General features: G+C 57.0%; 16 protein-coding genes and 6 pseudogenes. 17 read left to right on the forward strand and 5 right to left on the reverse strand.

What is annotated here, in order from left to right; translation table 11 throughout:
• Nucleotides 1–51: 51 nt before the first annotated feature.
• A pseudogene (locus GLP52_RS18945) lies at nt 52–1,030 on the reverse strand (IS5 family transposase).
• 35 nt (nt 1,031–1,065) lie between these two features.
• On the opposite strand from GLP52_RS18945, the pseudogene GLP52_RS19730 reads away from it, so the two are divergent.
• Both GLP52_RS19730 and GLP52_RS18960 read left to right on the forward strand, forming a co-directional pair.
• Nucleotides 1,066–1,967: pseudogene (locus GLP52_RS19730) on the forward strand (IS5 family transposase).
• 42 nt (nt 1,968–2,009) lie between these two features.
• Nucleotides 2,010–2,177, forward strand: a complete 168-nt coding sequence (locus tag GLP52_RS18960; RefSeq protein WP_237273290.1) for a hypothetical protein — start codon at nt 2,010–2,012, stop codon at nt 2,175–2,177.
• Here the strand turns inward: GLP52_RS18960 and GLP52_RS18965 are convergent.
• Nucleotides 2,167–2,325 (reverse strand): hypothetical protein, encoded by a 159-nt coding sequence (locus GLP52_RS18965; RefSeq protein ID WP_237273945.1) that lies wholly within the window; start codon nt 2,323–2,325, stop codon nt 2,167–2,169. The two genes, GLP52_RS18960 and GLP52_RS18965, sit on opposite strands and share 11 nt — an antisense overlap.
• Nucleotides 2,326–2,352: 27 nt before the next feature.
• On the opposite strand from GLP52_RS18965, the gene GLP52_RS18970 reads away from it, so the two are divergent.
• The 5 genes from GLP52_RS18970 (at nt 2,353) to GLP52_RS18990 (ending at nt 7,474) form a co-directional block, all read left to right on the forward strand.
• Nucleotides 2,353–2,712 carry a hypothetical protein gene (locus GLP52_RS18970; RefSeq protein ID WP_237273946.1) on the forward strand — a complete coding sequence of 120 codons (360 nt, stop codon included), beginning with the start codon at nt 2,353–2,355 and terminating at the stop codon, nt 2,710–2,712.
• A 199-nt stretch (nt 2,713–2,911) separates the two neighbouring features.
• Nucleotides 2,912–3,430, forward strand: a complete 519-nt coding sequence (locus GLP52_RS18975) for a hypothetical protein (RefSeq protein WP_237273989.1) — start codon at nt 2,912–2,914, stop codon at nt 3,428–3,430.
• On the forward strand, nt 3,381–4,328 hold the full coding sequence (locus tag GLP52_RS18980) for an efflux RND transporter periplasmic adaptor subunit (protein WP_237273990.1): 948 nt from the start codon (nt 3,381–3,383) through the stop codon (nt 4,326–4,328). The genes GLP52_RS18975 and GLP52_RS18980 overlap by 50 nt, the downstream gene beginning before the upstream one ends.
• Nucleotides 4,329–4,374: 46 nt before the next feature.
• Nucleotides 4,375–5,850, forward strand: coding sequence for an efflux RND transporter permease subunit (locus GLP52_RS18985; protein WP_237273991.1), 1,476 nt, complete (start codon nt 4,375–4,377; stop codon nt 5,848–5,850).
• Nucleotides 5,822–7,474, forward strand: coding sequence for an efflux RND transporter permease subunit (locus tag GLP52_RS18990; RefSeq protein WP_237273998.1), 1,653 nt, complete (start codon nt 5,822–5,824; stop codon nt 7,472–7,474). Before GLP52_RS18985 ends, GLP52_RS18990 begins: the two co-directional genes overlap by 29 nt.
• Nucleotides 7,475–7,664: 190 nt before the next feature.
• Here GLP52_RS18990 and GLP52_RS18995 read toward each other — a convergent pair.
• A pseudogene (locus GLP52_RS18995) lies at nt 7,665–8,153 on the reverse strand (Tn3 family transposase); the annotation flags it as partial.
• Between the two features lie 128 nt (nt 8,154–8,281).
• Between GLP52_RS18995 and GLP52_RS19000 the strand changes: the two are divergent.
• Nucleotides 8,282–9,115 (forward strand): IS256 family transposase, encoded by an 834-nt coding sequence (locus tag GLP52_RS19000; protein WP_237273950.1) that lies wholly within the window; start codon nt 8,282–8,284, stop codon nt 9,113–9,115.
• On the opposite strand, the pseudogene GLP52_RS19005 reads toward GLP52_RS19000, so the two are convergent.
• A pseudogene (locus tag GLP52_RS19005) lies at nt 9,063–10,624 on the reverse strand (Tn3 family transposase); the annotation flags it as partial. The gene GLP52_RS19000 and the pseudogene GLP52_RS19005 sit on opposite strands and share 53 nt — an antisense overlap.
• A 132-nt stretch (nt 10,625–10,756) precedes the next feature.
• Between GLP52_RS19005 and GLP52_RS19010 the strand changes: the two are divergent.
• The 9 genes and pseudogenes from GLP52_RS19010 to GLP52_RS19040 form a co-directional block, all read left to right on the forward strand.
• A pseudogene (locus tag GLP52_RS19010) lies at nt 10,757–11,023 on the forward strand (DUF4158 domain-containing protein); the annotation flags it as partial.
• A gap of 48 nt (nt 11,024–11,071) precedes the next feature.
• The gene (locus GLP52_RS19015; RefSeq protein WP_237273999.1) at nt 11,072–11,470 is read left to right on the forward strand and encodes a hypothetical protein; all 399 of its coding nucleotides are present in this window, start codon (nt 11,072–11,074) and stop codon (nt 11,468–11,470) included.
• Between the two features lie 64 nt (nt 11,471–11,534).
• Nucleotides 11,535–12,218, forward strand: coding sequence for a hypothetical protein (locus tag GLP52_RS19020; RefSeq protein WP_237273992.1), 684 nt, complete (start codon nt 11,535–11,537; stop codon nt 12,216–12,218).
• A complete protein-coding gene (locus tag GLP52_RS19570; protein WP_272903675.1) occupies nt 12,148–13,011 on the forward strand; it encodes a Tn3 family transposase in 864 nt (287 codons plus the stop codon). The genes GLP52_RS19020 and GLP52_RS19570 overlap by 71 nt, the downstream gene beginning before the upstream one ends.
• Nucleotides 12,950–13,543 (forward strand): Tn3 family transposase, encoded by a 594-nt coding sequence (locus tag GLP52_RS19575; protein WP_272903676.1) that lies wholly within the window; start codon nt 12,950–12,952, stop codon nt 13,541–13,543. The genes GLP52_RS19570 and GLP52_RS19575 overlap by 62 nt, the downstream gene beginning before the upstream one ends.
• 87 nt (nt 13,544–13,630) lie before the next feature.
• A complete protein-coding gene (locus GLP52_RS19030) occupies nt 13,631–14,146 on the forward strand; it encodes a plasmid pRiA4b ORF-3 family protein (protein WP_237273993.1) in 516 nt (171 codons plus the stop codon).
• Nucleotides 14,094–14,276 carry a hypothetical protein gene (locus GLP52_RS19735; RefSeq protein WP_443069458.1) on the forward strand — a complete coding sequence of 61 codons (183 nt, stop codon included), beginning with the start codon at nt 14,094–14,096 and terminating at the stop codon, nt 14,274–14,276. The genes GLP52_RS19030 and GLP52_RS19735 overlap by 53 nt, the downstream gene beginning before the upstream one ends.
• 121 nt (nt 14,277–14,397) lie before the next feature.
• Nucleotides 14,398–14,955, forward strand: coding sequence for a recombinase family protein (locus tag GLP52_RS19035; protein ID WP_237273910.1), 558 nt, complete (start codon nt 14,398–14,400; stop codon nt 14,953–14,955).
• Entirely contained in the window at nt 14,952–15,431 is a 480-nt protein-coding gene (locus GLP52_RS19040; RefSeq protein WP_237273911.1) for a hypothetical protein, read from the forward strand. Before GLP52_RS19035 ends, GLP52_RS19040 begins: the two co-directional genes overlap by 4 nt.
• A 155-nt stretch (nt 15,432–15,586) precedes the next feature.
• Here the strand turns inward: GLP52_RS19040 and GLP52_RS19045 are convergent.
• Nucleotides 15,587–16,053 (reverse strand): annotated as a pseudogene (locus tag GLP52_RS19045) (Tn3 family transposase); the annotation flags it as partial.

Below are 16,053 nucleotides of genomic sequence, written 5' to 3' on the forward strand. Positions count from 1 at the left end.
GTGTTGCATAGATCAACTGCAACTCAGAGCGCGCCCTACCCGAGACGGAATTCAGGCGGTACGTTCAAAGCTTGGGTGGCCAAGTCCGGTCATCCAGTTGAGAACCCGGACGCCAATCTTGGCTTCTGTTTTCTGATTTTCGAAGGTACGCGCCTTTAGCTTTGGCCCAATAACCACCTTCCAGCGGCCCATGAGGGTTTCGCCCCGGCTGCGTTGGTTGTAGCCAGTGGCTTTCTGCCAGGCCATCCGCCCGCGGGCTGCGACGTCGGCGATATGGCGGTCACGTACCGTCGGATCTTTGGCTGCATTTAGGCTCAGTAATGCGTTTTTGGGGGGTGGGATCGTCAGCTCGATCAGCGATCCAAACCGGGCAGTAAGCAAATCAGATGTTGGTTTTCCATCATAAGCTCCATCTGCAAGGAACCGATCAGCCGGGCCGTCGATTTGATCCAAAAAGACCTGGCAGCGCCGTCGGATCACCGACGTCGTCCTTGGTGAGATCAGAGCAGACAATCTCACCACTGACAAGATCAAGACCGAGGTGGAGCTTGCGCCAAGAGCGCCGTTTACGCCTAGTTTTATGCTTCTCCTCGAGCCAGTCACCTTCGCCAAAGATCTTCAGACCGGTACTGTCCACAACCAGTTGCACTGGTTTGTCACACTTGGACTTCGGCTTTGGGCGCAACGTCAGCCCATTGCCACGGCGCGACAGGGTGGAAAAATCCGGCACTGCGATCGCAACCCCCAGCAGCTGCGCAATAGAGCGCATCAAGCCTTGGGTTTGACGCAGAGGCTGCTTGAAAACTAGACCCAGCGTCAGGCACATCTCGATCGCCAAGTCAGAGTAGTGCGGCTGTCCGCCGCGCGTGGTACGGCGCGGCGCCGACCACAAGGAAAGTGCGTCTTCGCTGATCCAGACCGTCAGATCACCACGCCGCCGCAAGCCTTCGTTATACTCGGCCCAGTTTGTTACTCGATGCCTTTGCTTCGGAATTTTGTCACGCCGATCGGCGTTGAACTTGTACGGCATTTACAGCATCCTGAAACGAACAGAACGCACCCAATATCAGCCGACCGGGGGGTCCCTGCAACAACGCCGTCTGGATCAGCGAAGACGCACTTTCCTTGTGGTCGGCGCCGCGCCGTACCACGCGCGGCGGACAGCCGCACTACTCTGACTTGGCGATCGAGATGTGCCTGACGCTGGGTCTAGTTTTCAAGCAGCCTCTGCGTCAAACCCAAGGCTTGATGCGCTCTATTGCGCAGCTGCTGGGGGTTGCGATCGCAGTGCCGGATTTTTCCACCCTGTCGCGCCGTGGCAATGGGCTGACGTTGCGCCCAAAGCCGAAGTCCAAGTGTGACAAACCAGTGCAACTGGTTGTGGACAGTACCGGTCTGAAGATCTTTGGCGAAGGTGACTGGCTCGAGGAGAAGCATAAAACTAGGCGTAAACGGCGCTCTTGGCGCAAGCTCCACCTCGGTCTTGATCTTGTCAGTGGTGAGATTGTCTGCTCTGATCTCACCAAGGACGACGTCGGTGATCCGACGGCGCTGCCAGGTCTTTTTGGATCAAATCGACGGCCCGGCTGATCGGTTCCTTGCAGATGGAGCTTATGATGGAAAACCAACATCTGATTTGCTTACTGCCCGGTTTGGATCGCTGATCGAGCTGACGATCCCACCCCCCCAAAAACGCATTACTGAGCCTAAATGCAGCCAAAGATCCGACGGTACGTGACCGCCATATCGCCGACGTCGCAGCCCGCGGGCGGATGGCCTGGCAGAAAGCCACTGGCTACAACCAACGCAGCCGGGGCGAAACCCTCATGGGCCGCTGGAAGGTGGTTATTGGGCCAAAGCTAAAGGCGCGTACCTTCGAAAATCAGAAAACAGAAGCCAAGATTGGCGTCCGGGTTCTCAACTGGATGACCGGACTTGGCCACCCAAGCTTTGAACGTACCGCCTGAATTCCGTCTCGGGTAGGGCGCGCTCTGAGTTGCAGTTGATCTATGCAACACGGCCGCGAGAAGCCTTCGATCCGCAAGCGCCTGGACGATGTGCTGAACAAGCCGCGCGAGCGACTGGAGATTGAGGACGCGCCGGAGAAGGATCGTGAGGTCGAGAACGAGCACGAGATCGACAGGGAGATAGACCGTGACCCCGGCCTCAGTCACTGACCTGCCGTCGATCTTCGACGGGATCGAGGCGGTGTGTTTCGATGCCTTCGGTACGCTGGTCGAGATGAGGTTCATTTTTTGCGCCTTGGCCAAAGAACGATGGCAAAGCTAACGGGATGATGCCGCCGCGAGTAATCCTCTGGATCATCGGCGATAAGTTCTATATCTCGCTTACATGCAGATACACCTCGCCATTCGTGTTGCTAAAATCGGGTTAGCCATACTGCTTGCGGCTGCTCTGAATTTCAACATTGCAAAAGCCGATGCCTATGTATTTGAGGCAAGTGAAGCAGTCTTTGAAAAAGTTGTCTTTGCTACCGATATGGTTAATCTTGATTTAACTGCTCAGGATCAAAGATATAGCGAGAATGGTGAGGCATCCCATGGCTTTGGCGATTGCCATATCCACATTATTGGACCGGGGCAGGTGCAGTTGGCATGCGATCAGTCGTCAGCAGACCGATCGCGACATTGGGCTGACGCCTCTGTGGTCCTTGCCACGCTCCAAGGTTTTTACCGTCCTCCGCGAGGCTGATCTGCCCCTATTGCAGAGTGGTATTTTACATATGCCGTGTCGAAACGGGCTTTGTAAAACTCATAAATATCACAGCAGATCAAACCGTTTGAGCCGAACCTGTTTCAGGGCCACTTCATCGGTTTGATCATGGCAGACGAAGTTCCAACAGGTACCCGGACGTGTTTTCGGTGACCTATTCAATCCCTGGAGTACGATTATGAAACCGACAACAATGACCATGGCTGCGCTGACGGTGGGCGTATTAGCCTTCGTCACGATACCTGCCACGTCTGGCAATGCGGAAACGCCTTTGCCGATGACAGCCGCAGCCGCAACCCCGCCGAAAGATGACGACCACGCGGGCGAAGCCAAAGATGCGCACGGTGATGATGACCACGCCGGTGAAGCCAAGGATGCGCACGACGATGATGACCACGCCGGTGAAGCTAAGGATGCGCACGACGATGATGACCACGCAGGTGAAGCCAAGGATGCGCATGGCGATGACGATCATGCGGGCGAAGCTGAGGGCGCACACGGCGATGAAGGCGGTGGCGATGTTGTCAAACTGGCCCCCGAAGTCGCGAAAGAGGCCGGAATCCTACTAGAGCAAGCTGAGTTGGGAGCCTTGGGCGAGTCCCTCAGCCTGCCAGCAGAAATCCGCTTTGACGCAGACCGGATGGCAAATGTCACCCCCCAAAGTCAGCGGGGTCATAGATCGGCTTTTGGTTGGTGAAGGCGACACCGTTGCCTATGGAGATACGCTGGCACTGATCACAAGCCGTGAGCTTGCCGGGTTGAAATCGCAATGGATCATTGCGCAAACAAATGAAGTCCTTGCCGCACAGGCGTTGGAACGCCTGGAAGGTCTGTGGGCGCAAAAAGTCACATCCGAGGCGAATGTTCAGACAGCCCGCGCAGAGCATGAATCGGCAAAGACCGAAAGTGAAGCAGCAGAAACCGAGCTGCATGCCGTCGGAATTGATCACGCCGCCCTCGAAAAAATAGCCACTGCTCCGGATGGCAACAATGCCAATGCCTATCTGACTGCACCACTTGCGGGAACAATTGTGCGACGTGCGGCGACGCTGGGGGAAACGGTAACAGCCGGGGATTCCAGCGCCAAGGTGCTGTTCACGATTGTCGATGACAGCGTGGTTTGGGCCGATATCGCAGTTTACAAACAGGACATCAGCCGCGTTCGCGTTGGCGCACCCGTCGCCTTGAAATCAGACGCAGGCGACGTCATCGCACAATCAACGGTGGCCTTTATTCTACCGGTTATTGATGAAGTGTCGCGCACGGCGACGGCGCGTGTCATCCTCGACAACGCTGACAGAAGCCTGACCCCCGGCCAGTTTGTGATTGCAGATCTCAGCGTCGGCAATGCCGCGGAGGTTTTGCGCGTGCCACAATCCGCCGTGCAACTGGTAGAGAACCGTCCGTCTGTTTTTGTCCCTGTTGACGGCGGGTTCGCACCGCGCGCCGTCATGGTCGGCACAACCGCTGGCGGCTATGTGGAAATCCGCAGCGGGCTGGAGGAAGGCGACCTTTTTGTCTCTGACGGGGCCTTCACACTCAAAGCCCAACTTGAAAAAAGACGCCTTTGGCGACGGCCACGGACATTAGGATAGCTGATTATGACTGATTTTATGCACCGCATCGCAGGCGGCTGGCTTTTTGGCGGCCATTGCGGCTTTTGCGATGACGCTTGGCGGGCTTTTTGCGTTTCGCGCTTTGCCTGTCGATGCCTTTCCCGATGTGACACCCGCGCTGGTTCAGGTTTTTACCGAAACAGAAGGGCTCGCCCCCGAAGAGGTTGAACGCTATGTGACCTATCCGATCGAAACGGCGATGTCGGGCCTTCCGAAACTGAAAAACATGCGGTCGGTCTCCAACTTCGGGCTGTCGGTGGTGAACATCTATTTCGAGGACGGGACGGATGTCTATTTCGCCCGTCAGGTCGTGGGCGAGCGGCTCGCCGAAGCGCGTGGCAACATCCCAGACGGGTTTGGCGACCCGCAAATGGGTCCGATTTCAACCGGCCTTGGCCTCATCCTGTATTTCCGCCTGGAAGACCAGACCGGCGCACGCAACCTTGTCGAGATGCGCGAAATTCAGGATTGGATCGTCAAGTATCAGTTGCAGACCGTGCCGGGTGTCACCGAAGTTTTGTCCCTTGGTGGCTATGAAAAGCAATATCAGGTCAGGCTCGATCCCGATGCGCTGCTTGCCTATGATATTCAAATCGCCGATGTGATCAGCGCATTGGAGCGCGGAAACAAAACCGAAGGGGCGCAATTCCTCGAAATCGGATCCGAACAATACACGGTGCGCGGCGTTGGACTTGCCAAGACAATCTCTGATCTCGCAGAGATTGTCGTCAACGTGGAGGACGGGCGCACCGTGCGCGTGCGCGATCTGGGCCACATCATCGTTGGCGGTGGCGTTCGGCAAGGTCTTGCAACCGCCAATGGTGAAGGCGAAGTTGTCGCAGGGTTGGTTCTGAAACTTTATGGCACCAACACATCCGATGTCATCGCGCGGGTCCAGAAGCGCTTTGAGGAAATCAACGCAAGCCTGCCGGATGGTGTACTGGCGGTCCCCTACTATGATCAGGGAACGCTGGTAAACAAGGCCTCCGCAACCGTCACGACGGCGTTGTGGCAGGGGGCTGTGCTCGTAGCGTTGGTGGTGTTTGTCTTCCTGGGCGGCTGGCGTCCCAGTCTGGTTGTGGTCCTGTCGATTCCGTTTTCCGTCGGTTTTGCGTTTATCGCAATGTACGTGCTCGGCATCAGCGCCAATCTGATGTCTCTGGGCGGGGTCGCCATCGCCATCGGGATGATGGTGGATGGGGCGATTGTCATTTCTGAAAACGTGGATCGCAGCTTTGAGGAAGATGACGGCTCTGAAGAGCCGCGTATGTTGGTTGCCCGATCTACCGCCGAGGTAATCGCACCTCTGGTGGCGGCGGTTGCCGTGGTTATCGTTGTTTTCCTGCCGCTTTTCTCGCTGCAAGGGGTTGAGGGCAAAACCTTCCGGCCCTTGGCGGCATCGGCTGCACTCGCCATGACCGGATCGCTGTTCTATGCGGCCCTGATTGCGCCTTCCATGGCCTTTTTCGGTGATGCGCCGATCCGGCAAGAAGGCCCCTGACAAGCCGGGGCGGACTGTCGCGATGGTCAGTGGTGCGGCCGGGTTCTTTGTCCGTAACCGTTTTTTCGCCATCGTCCTGTGCGGCATATTTTTGGCGGTGGGCGGTTTTGCAGGATCGCGACTTGGTTCCGAATTTACGCCATCGTTGGAGGAAGGCGATATTCTGATGCGCGTCACCATGGCACCCTCGATTTCGCTTACCGAAGGAACGAAGACGACGACGCTTGTGGAAAAGCGGCTGTTAAAGAATTTTCCTGAAATCAAGTCCATCGTGACCCGTATTGGGCGTGGTGAGGTTGGCGCGCATGCTGACCCGACCAACAGCGCCGAAGCCTTCATCGAGCTGAACCCGGTCGATCAGTGGCGGCCCGGCTTGTCTGCCGAAGGTTTGCGCACGGCGATTTCGGAAGATCTGGAAAGCTTTCCGGGGATTGTGGTAAATATCGGCCAACCCATCGCGATGGCTGTTGATGAATTGCTGACCGGCACACGCGCCGAACTGGCCGTCAAAATCTTTGGACCGGATTCCGAAATTCTGTTGGAGCGATCACAAGTCCTGCAATCACTCCTGCAACAGGTTGAGGGTTCTGCCGAGGTACAGGCCGACCAGATCACCGGTGCGCCGCAACTTGTGGTAACCGTGGATCGGTCAGCCCTTGGTCGCTACGGGCTTGATGTTGAGGACGCGTTGGATGGGCTGCGTGCAGCCGTCGGCGGGGCCGAAGCCGGATCACTGTTCGAGGGCGTGCGACAGTTTCCGATAATGGTGCGTTTTGACGAAGAAAGCCGCGACACACCGGAGGCGATCAGACGCATCGTGCTGGAATCGCCTTCGGGCGCACGGGTGCCGCTGGACACAGTGGCCAATATCGAAACTGTAATCGGTCCACGCCAGATCACACGCGAAGATGGCGAACGCTTCATCACGGTCCAGTCCAACGTGCGCGGTCGCGATATCGGCTCTTTCGTTGCCGAAGCGCAGACGTTGACGGACGCTCAGTTGGATCTACCGCCCGGGTATCGTTTGGTCTGGGGCGGCCAATTCGAGCTTCAGCAACAGGCGAATGCCCGTTTCAAAGTGGTTATTCCGATTACGTTGGGCATCGTTCTGCTGATCCTTCTGGTAACCTTTGGTCGCCTGAAATCAGCGATCCTCATCCTGTTGAATATCCCCTTGGCGCTGACGGGTGGTGCGATGGCGCTCTGGTTGACAGGGTTGCCGGTGTCGGTGCCTGCTACTGTCGGGTTTATCGCATTGTTCGGCATCGCGTTGGGCAACGGTATGGTATTGGTCAGTTTCATGGATGATTTTGCGCGCGCCGGTCGCAATCTGGAAGCTTTGGCCATTGAGGCCGCAGGGTTGCGCGCGCGTCCGGTCCTGATGACCGCCATGACGACGGCACTTGGGCTGGCACCATTGCTCTTCGCCACCGGCGTCGGTGCCGAGGTCCAACGCCCGCTTGCCACTGTGGTAACCGGGGGGCTTGTTTCGTCAACCGTGCTGACCCTACTGGTCATGCCCGCCCTGCACCGCTGGTTTGCACCCAGACAAGGTGGGCATCATTCGCTTGTCGAAACGGTCCACGAGCATGGTACGAAGGCAAAAACTGTAAAGAAGGCTTAGGGCATATATGTTCTGATGCGCAGGCAAAGGTGCACGGCTGTTTGACGGTGCGTGCTCCCTTGCGGCCGTACTTTGGGTCAATACAACGCATCTCCGGTCAAAAGAGGAGTACTATAGGCTGATGCAGATAGGGGCCATCGGAAGGTTTCTTCGTAAAACCACGCCAAGGGAGAACTTTCAGCGAACATCTTCAAGTCCCCCAGTCTCTGACGGGCCTGATGTTCAGTGGCCGCGCAATTTTGCGCTCTGCTGCACCAGAATGCCAATCGAAGTCGCCAGAGAGGATGACGTGCTCCCACCCGAGCGGCGACGTGTGCGGAAGCAGCCTAGCATCGTATAGCGGGCTGGTCTGCGCGAGGTGTCTGGCCGCCTTGTCCATGTAAATAGTGTTCCAAAACGTGATGGCGGCAATGACGAGGTTGAGCGTCATCGCGCGTTTCTTTTGAGCCGCGTCAGAGCGATCATGAATGCGCCCTTGTGAATGAGCAAATACGGCCTTGGCCAGCGAGTGACGCGCTTCACCCTTGTTGAGACCTGCGTGGCTTTCCATGCGCAGGTCGGCGTTCTCGATCCAGTCGAGCATGAAGAGCGTACGTTCGATCCGACCGATTTCACCCAGAGCGAGGTACAGCCGGTTTTGCTGGCGGTACGCCCCAAGCTTGCGCAGGATTTCAGACGGGTGGTGTAACTTCAGGTCTGGAAATTCATTTGATGCTGGCGCCATGAGCTTCTGCCGGGGCGCGCCCCGGCAGAAGCTGCCCATTCTGGTATTCCATGGAAGTGCAAACTCATCATGGAGACGGACAAATGGACGAGCGACAGGATACAACGGTTGAGGCCCTCATGGAACATCTGATCGAGCACGGCCCCAACGACATGGCGACAGTGTTCGCGCGAGCGTTCGAGTTGGCGATGCAGATAGAGCGTGAGCGCTTCCTCGGAGCTGGCCGCTATGAGCGCACGCCCGGACGGCAGGGGTATGCCAATGGCTACAAGCCAAAGCGCATCGACACACCCGCAGGCACGGTCTCGGTGCGGGTGCCCAAGACTGCCGATCATGATGGTCAGCCGTTCTACCCGCAATCGCTGGAGCGCGGGCGGCGCTCGGTGCGAGCCGTGATGCTGGCAGTGGCTGAAATGTATGTGAAGGGCGTTTCCACCCGTGAGGCTGAAGCGGTGATGCGTGAGTTCGGGATCGAGAGCCTGTCCTCCAGTCAGGTCAGCCGCGCTGCAAAGCTGCTCGATGACGAGCTCGCAGCATGGCGCAATCGGCCTCTGGGCGAGATCAAATATCTGATCCTCGACGCCCGATATGAAAAGATGCGCCATGGCGGGATCGTGCGCGACGCTGCGGTGCTCTCGGCAATCGGTATAGGCCCAGATGAGCGTCGCCGGGTGCTCGGCGTCTCTGTGGCCCTGTCGGAAGCCGAGGTGCATTGGCGCGCCTTCCTCGAGAGCCTCCAAGCTCGCGGCTTGCGCGGCGTCCAATACATTGTATCTGACGATCATGCCGGACTGCGGGCCGCGCGCAGGGCGGTCTTCGGCGGGGCCACATGGGGTCGAGTGGGGCTGAGTGCAGAAAACCCCTTTAAGGATTTTGCGCTTCTATTTTCCGCCAACGATATTCGCCTGTTAGGATGATATGGGCCCACCCAAGCGGCGATATGTGGGCGAGGAGTTCGGGTGGGCAATCCAATCCTGCCCGCTGTCGCCTTGCCACAGCGTTTCCGAGCTGTTTGGAATTCCAATAAATGATGATGGCGGTCAGCAGATTGAGGCCAGCGATGCGGAAGTGTTGTCCTTCCGTGGTACGGTCGCGGATTTCTCCCTGACGCCCGATCCGAAGAGCACCTTTCAGGGCGTGATGTGCCTCTCCCTTGTTCAAGCCGATATGGGCGCGGCGCTGCATGTCGGTGTCGAGCAGCCATTCGATGATGAACAATGTGCGTTCGACCCGGCCGATCTCCCGCAAGGCCAACGCCAGATCATGTTGCCTCGGGCGCGCGGCCAATTTCTTGAGGAGGTGACTTGGCTGCATCCGGCCCGACAGCATTGTTGCGATACAGCGCAAAACATCCGGCCAGTTTTCGACGATCTTCGCTTCCCGAATTTTGTCCCCGGTTAACCCTTTCAGCTCTTTGGGAACAGCGCGGAGGTCAAACACATGCAACCTCTTGGAGGACAGGTCGCGAATGCGGGGATGGAAGTGGTACCCGAGCAGGGACGTGGCGGCGAAGACGAGATCGGTGAAGCCGCCGGTGTCGGCATACTGCTCTTTTTATCTTCCGTCCCGCCTCGTTCATCAGCAAGCCGTCGAGGATATAAGGTGCCTCGCTCACCGTGGCGGGAATGACCTGAGTGGCGAATGGCGCATACTGGTCAGAGACGTGGGTGTAGGCCTTTATGCCCGGCTCGTTGCCGTATTTTTGCGTTGATGAGGTTCATTGCCTCGCCCTGCCGCGTCGTTGGGAAAAACTGCCCATCACTGGAAGCCGTTTTCCCTACACCCCAGAATTTGGTCATTGGCAGGTGGGTCTGCGCATCAATCACCATGGCCAGGGCGCGGGCCATTCCCTCGCTTTCGACATGCCACCGTGACAAACGGGAAAGCTGTATGAAGTCATGAGTGTTGGTGGCATTTGCCATTTTGCTCAGGCCTAGATTGAGACCCTCCGCCAGGAGCACGTTCAGCAAGCCAATCTTGTCACGGCATGGGGCACCGGTGTGCAGATGCGTGAAGGCTTCGGTGAAGCCGGTGTCTTTGTCGACCTCTGTGAGAATATCGGTGATCCGCGTCTCCGGCAGACGACGGTAAAGATCGAGGACGAGATCACCGGCCTCCTCCGGCACATCGGCGTCAAGACGGCTCACGCGCAAAACGCCGTCTTCAATGACTCCACTCGGCAAGGTTTTGGAGCGCACCGCCTTGGCCAGCCGTTTCAGCCCCTCTTCCAAGCGGCGCTTTCGATCAGCCATCCAGATCTCTGGTTCCAGTGGCATTGAAAGCCCCATGGCGCGGGCGGCATCGATGGACACAAGGGCTTGCTTCATGTCGGCATGACGCCGCGAATGCGGAAGCCAGATATCGCCAGAACGGAACGCATCGCGCAGGTGGCACAGGACGGCGACAACCCACAGCCGCTCTTGATCAATATCGGGCGCGCGGAATTGGCCTAGCTGGCCCGAAGCTGCATATTTGGGCTTTTGGGAGAACATGTTGAGAACAAAAGGCTGATTGACGGCCAGACCTGATGTTGGATGATGTTTGCGTCTGGAGGGGTCATGACAGAGCAAGCATTTGCCTCGGTGTGGGGGCTTTCATATTCAGATTTTGAATTTCTTAACCGGTTTGGGGCGAAGTCGCGGGTCGCGATTGCATGTCAACTTTTATTCTTTCGCCAACATGCACGGTTTCCTGCCGACCGCAGTGATCTTGACCCTGATGTAATCGCGTACGTTGCGGATCAGATTGGGGCGACAGAGGATTGTTCCTACTCATTTTCCAGTGATACCGCGCGACGACAACGTGCGGGTATTCTCGATTTTCTTGGGTTTTGCCGGGCTTCTGATCGTGACCGTGCCAAAATCCAGGCATGGATGATTGAACAGCTTGGTGGCCGAGACCTGAACTTAGCGGACTGGATCGAACGTGGTTTCGGCCAGGCGCGGAAAATGGGCGTGTTTGTTTCTTCAGATAAGATCATGGAGCGCCTTGCCCGCGCTGCCCGCCGGGATTTTCGCGAGAATTTCTTGACGTTGGTGGTATCCCTGCTGTCGATCGAGACGACGGAGCAATTAGAGCGAGCACTCGCGGAACCGTTAGAGGATACGGGCTTTCAGCGGCTGAAGGATGATGTCGGAGCGGCAACCCTCGACAGCGTGTTGCTGGCCGCACGAAAGGCGTCTTTTGTCGAGGAGCTTGGGCTTCCGATGGATATTCTTGGTGATGTCGAACGCGGTTGGATGTTGCGCCTCGCGCGTCAGGTAGAAAGGTGAAACCGCCTCTGAAATGCGTCGTCATGCGCCCAAGAAACGCCTCGGACTTCTAGCAGTCTACCTGATGCATCGCCGATCTCAGCTGATTGATGGCCTTATCGACCTGCTTCTGGAGGTAGTGCATCGCTTGGCAACGCGGTCGCGTCGCAAGGTCATTCAGCGCATCGCGGCCGATATCGGCGCGGTTAACGGCAAGGAACGTTTGCTTGTCGAGATCGCCATGGCCGCATTGGATCATCCGGATGGTCGTATTGAAGATGTCATTTTTCCTATCGCAGGAGCGGCCAAACTCCGGGCTGTCATCGACGAACATCGCGCCAAGGGCACCTTGGATGCGCGCATCCAGCAGACCATGCGCGGCTCTTACGCCAGTCATTATCGCCGTATGCTGTCCCCGTTACTCAGGGCGCTGCAGTTCCGGTCGAACAATTCGGTGTGGCACCCGATACTAACCGCCTTGGACCAGATCGTCAGGTATGCAGCTTCTGGTCGCCGCGTTGTTACGGAAGATGATATCCCGTCTGGGATCATCCCGGGAAAATGGCGCCAAGCCGTCATAGATGAGCAAGGTCGGGTCAACGTCGTGTCGTTTGAACTTTGCGTACTGACACAGCTGCGAGATCGTGTCCGCGCGAAGGAAATCTGGATTGAGGGTGCGGACCGGTACCGCAATCCGGATGATGATCTACCGGGGGGACTTTGCCGAGCGCCGAGATGCTTACTATGCCGATCTTGGGCTGTCACGTGACGCGCAGAGCTTTGTCGCGGGCGTGAAGGCTGACTTGGTACAGGAACTTCACCTTTTGAATGCGACTTTGCCGGACAATGACAAGGTGCGCTTGAGGTGGGGTGGAGAGAACCGGATTTCCGTAACGCCGCTGACGCCAGCTCCGGAGCCGACTGGTCTGGCGGCTCTGAAAGCCGAGGTTGCCCGGGCGTGGCCGATGACCGGGCTTTTGGATGTTCTTAAGGAAACTGCCCTCGACACCGGGTTTCTGAACAGCTTTCAGACTTCGGCCAGCCGGGAGGCTTTGCCAGCTGCCGTGCGAGATCAACGCTTGCTGCTCTGCCTTTACGGTTTGGGAACCAACGCGGGCTTGAAACGCGTGGCTGCTGGTTCGCCTGATGTCAGCTATGACGAGCTCTTGCATATTCGGCGGCGGTATATTGATCCTGCGTCCCTCAAGGCGGCATGTGCGCAGGTTGCCAGTGCGACACTGGCAATTCGCAACCCGGAGATCTGGGGTACGCCGGGCACAACATGTGCCGGAGATTCCACAAAATTCGGAGCTTGGGATCGCAATCTGATGACCGAATGGCACGCACGCTATGGTGGGCGTGGCGTCATGATCTACTGGCATGTCGAGCGGCAGGCGACCTGCGTCTATTCACAGCTGAAACGATGTTCGTCTTCCGAAGTGGCTGCCATGATTGAGGGCGTCTTGCGGCACTGTACAGACATGGAAATTCAAAGACAGTATGTCGATAGTCACGGACAAAGCGCCGTCGGCTTTTGCTTTTTGCCATCTTCTGGGTTTTGAACTTGCGCCACGTCTGAAAGCTATCGCGCGGCAAAAACTAGCTCTTCCGAGTACGGGTATGCGAGGGCAACTGCCCAATCTGTTGCCAATTCTATCTGGCGTGATCGATTGGGGGGAGATCGAACGCCAATATGACGAAATGGTCAAATACGCCGCGGCCATGCAGCACGGAACAGCTGATCCCGAAGTCATCCTTCGCCGGTTTGCTCGTTCCGATGTGATGCACCCCACCTACAAGGCACTGGCGGAGCTTGGCCGCGCCATCAAGACGATCTTCCTATGTCGTTATTTGCGTTCTGAAGAATTTCGCCGGGAAATCCACGAAGGGCTGAATGTCGTGGAGAACTGGAATAGCGCCAACAGTTTCGTATTTTTTGGTAAGGGCGGTGAGATCGCAACTAACCGTGTGCGAGATCAGGAAACCGCCGCGCATGCTCTGCATCTGCTGCAGTCGTCGCTGGTCTACGTGAACACGCGGATGGTGCAATCCGTCTTGCGCAATCCCGATGTGGTCGCGCGCTTGTCCCCCTGAGGACTATCGTGGCCTGTCCCCGCTCATCTATCTACACATCAATCCTTATGGCCGCTTTGAGGTCAATCTGGATAAGCGGATCGATTTTTGAACAAATGGCCGCATAGAGGCACTTATGGTAAAAAAGAACCCCAGGTCCTACGGCTGAGAATTACTCTTGAATATGTCGACCCCGCCCCGTGGCGGGAAATCGAGATCCGCTCGGACAAGACCCTGCCACACCTGCACGATGCCATTCAGGCGGCTTTCCTATGGTACGACATGCACCTGTGGGACTTCGAGATTGGTGACCGGAAATATCAGATGAAAAGCGAGGCCTTCTGGATCGAGCCGATGTTCGGGCCACCCGTGATGGAGGTCACTACGAAAAAGCTGGACTTTTTCCTGAACGCCAAGGTGCCACCGGTGATCTACACCTATGACTTTGGCGATGATTGGGCGCATCGCATTGAGCTCGTCTCAACACGCACGGTTGTGCCAAATGAGCCATTGCCGCGTTTTTGTCGGCGGCCAATGGGCAACCCCGCCCGAGGACATTGGAGGCCCGCCCATGTACGAAGTCTTCAAGGAGGCGCAGAAGAATACAAACCACCCGGAACATGACTGGGCGAAGAAAGCAGGATACGTTGACTGGGCTCATGATGAAATCCACGCCGATGCTGTCAGTGAGCAGTTCGCGAAACTGCAGAGACAAAAGACACGGCGGACATCACGTTGGGTTATGGAGGGCTAGAGGCGTCATAATGGGTATACCCATGGCGACACCGCGCATGAACACAAAAACCGCCAGAATACATGTTCACTTTGGGTCTGTTTCGAGATAATGAACAGATATTGTCAGAGGCACACTCAAAATGAACACATATCAGGCCAAAATCGGCTATGCGCGCACCTCGACCACCGATCAGAACCTCGATGCGCAGATTGCTGCCTTGAAAGCAGCCGGGTGTGGCATGGTCCGCACCGAGCAAAAGAGTGGTGCCAGCCTTGAAGGGCGTCCCGAGCTCAAAACGATCCTCGATTTCATCCACTCAGGTGAAACGCTTGTGGTCACTCGCATTGATCGGCTGGCCCGCAGCCTCAGTGACTTGCAGACCATCGTCACCCACCTGAAATCCAAAGGCGCGCATCTGGCCGCAACAGAGCAGCCGGTGGACACATCAAACGCCACGGGAAAGGCCTTCTTTGACATGCTCGGTGTTTTTGCCGAGTTCGAGACAAACCTGCGGCGTGAGCGGCAGGCCGAGGGCATTCTCGCTGCCAAGCAACGTGGCGTGTATCGCGGCCGCCTCCCGAAAATCGATATGGCCACCATTCGGGCGAAGCTGACAGAGGGCATGTCGCCTACGGAAATTGCACGCGACATGGGAATATCGCGGGGCACGGTTTATAAAGCAAAGGCGTTGATGTGAAAAAGAACAAGACAAAGCAGCGGTCGCCAACCGCCAAGCTGCCAGCCCAAACAAACACAAAGGTACCGCCGCCGCGCAACCTTACTCCCCCACTCTGCGAGAAGCTGCGCCGGGACATGACGCAAGCGTGCCTCAAGGTGGCGGAGACGCACGGGTTGACGGTTGAAGGTGGCGAGCTGAGCGACATCGATCTGCGTCATGGCTTCGACATTAGTTTCCGCGTCGGCATTCCAATGGAGGACGGCGCGATCTATTCGCCAGACAAAGCGCTCTTTGAAGTTCTTGCCCCACATTTTGGCCTTGAGCCATCTGACTATGGCCGGACCTTCAAGTCACGCGGAGATCTCTACCGGATTGTGGCAATCAATCCCAATAGACCAAAGTATCCGATTAGCACTGAGCGGGTCTCCGATGGGCGCGGGTTCAAAATGCCGGCCGAAAACGTCGTGATGTATCTACAGAATTCAGACACATAACGTTCATGTACTGTTCCAGAAGAAGCCCAAATATGCAGCTTCGGGCCAGCTAGGCCGAATTGCGGTCGCCATTTCGAACGTGGTTGTAAAAAGGTCAGCGATGTGGCCGGGATATCCTGTTTGTCACGGATAATCTGCGCTGCCGTGATCAATGGCTAGGCCACACACTGGCAGCATGTCATATCCAGAGCATTCAACATGCGCCGAGCATAGCGTTTGAACCGGTGGAAGCCCCTTGGACACATGGGCCAGAGTATCCCTGCCTCTTCACCGCTGCCTGCCAAAGCTGTGTTTTGCTTAGCGCGACCAGACTTTCGAAGGCCGCTCCAGCCGCAAGAACTATCGACGGCATTGGCGAGGGCGGCATCGTCGCCTTTGGCCATCAATAGGTTTGATCCCAGGGTCTCAAATCCAGCCAGGGTCTTCGCGACGTCCGCCTGAGCTTCCGTGACCCGCGCGTCGCGCGAATCCGTTTCGCATCCCGCCAGACGCTGCCTGCCAATCCTGTCAGTGTATTCCACAACGGTATCTGCGATGGCAGCGCTCCATTCCACGACGCAGACGGCCAGGATGGCAAGGCGGCGGTCACTGGTATTGATGTCACGTAGTCCTTTCGCAAAGT

This window comes from Sulfitobacter sp. M22, from assembly GCF_021736025.1.
In the GTDB taxonomy this organism is placed as follows: domain Bacteria; phylum Pseudomonadota; class Alphaproteobacteria; order Rhodobacterales; family Rhodobacteraceae; genus Sulfitobacter; species Sulfitobacter litoralis.

Bases quoted from the DNA above. Each gene is read 5' to 3' on its own strand.
- GLP52_RS18960 (WP_237273290.1), top strand. From the start codon at position 2,010: ATGCAACACGGCCGCGAGAAGCCTTCGATCCGCAAGCGCCTGGACGAT.
- GLP52_RS18965 (WP_237273945.1), bottom strand. From the start codon at position 2,325: ATGATCCAGAGGATTACTCGCGGCGGCATCATCCCGTTAGCTTTGCCA.
- GLP52_RS18970 (WP_237273946.1), top strand. From the start codon at position 2,353: ATGCAGATACACCTCGCCATTCGTGTTGCTAAAATCGGGTTAGCCATA.
- GLP52_RS18975 (WP_237273989.1), top strand. From the start codon at position 2,912: ATGAAACCGACAACAATGACCATGGCTGCGCTGACGGTGGGCGTATTA.
- GLP52_RS18980 (WP_237273990.1), top strand. From the start codon at position 3,381: ATGTCACCCCCCAAAGTCAGCGGGGTCATAGATCGGCTTTTGGTTGGT.
- GLP52_RS18990 (WP_237273998.1), top strand. From the start codon at position 5,822: ATGCGCCGATCCGGCAAGAAGGCCCCTGACAAGCCGGGGCGGACTGTC.
- GLP52_RS19000 (WP_237273950.1), top strand. From the start codon at position 8,282: ATGGACGAGCGACAGGATACAACGGTTGAGGCCCTCATGGAACATCTG.
- GLP52_RS19015 (WP_237273999.1), top strand. From the start codon at position 11,072: ATGATTGAACAGCTTGGTGGCCGAGACCTGAACTTAGCGGACTGGATC.
- GLP52_RS19020 (WP_237273992.1), top strand. From the start codon at position 11,535: ATGCATCGCCGATCTCAGCTGATTGATGGCCTTATCGACCTGCTTCTG.
- GLP52_RS19570 (WP_272903675.1), top strand. From the start codon at position 12,148: ATGATGATCTACCGGGGGGACTTTGCCGAGCGCCGAGATGCTTACTAT.
- GLP52_RS19575 (WP_272903676.1), top strand. From the start codon at position 12,950: ATGTCGATAGTCACGGACAAAGCGCCGTCGGCTTTTGCTTTTTGCCAT.
- GLP52_RS19735 (WP_443069458.1), top strand. From the start codon at position 14,094: ATGTACGAAGTCTTCAAGGAGGCGCAGAAGAATACAAACCACCCGGAA.
- GLP52_RS19035 (WP_237273910.1), top strand. From the start codon at position 14,398: ATGAACACATATCAGGCCAAAATCGGCTATGCGCGCACCTCGACCACC.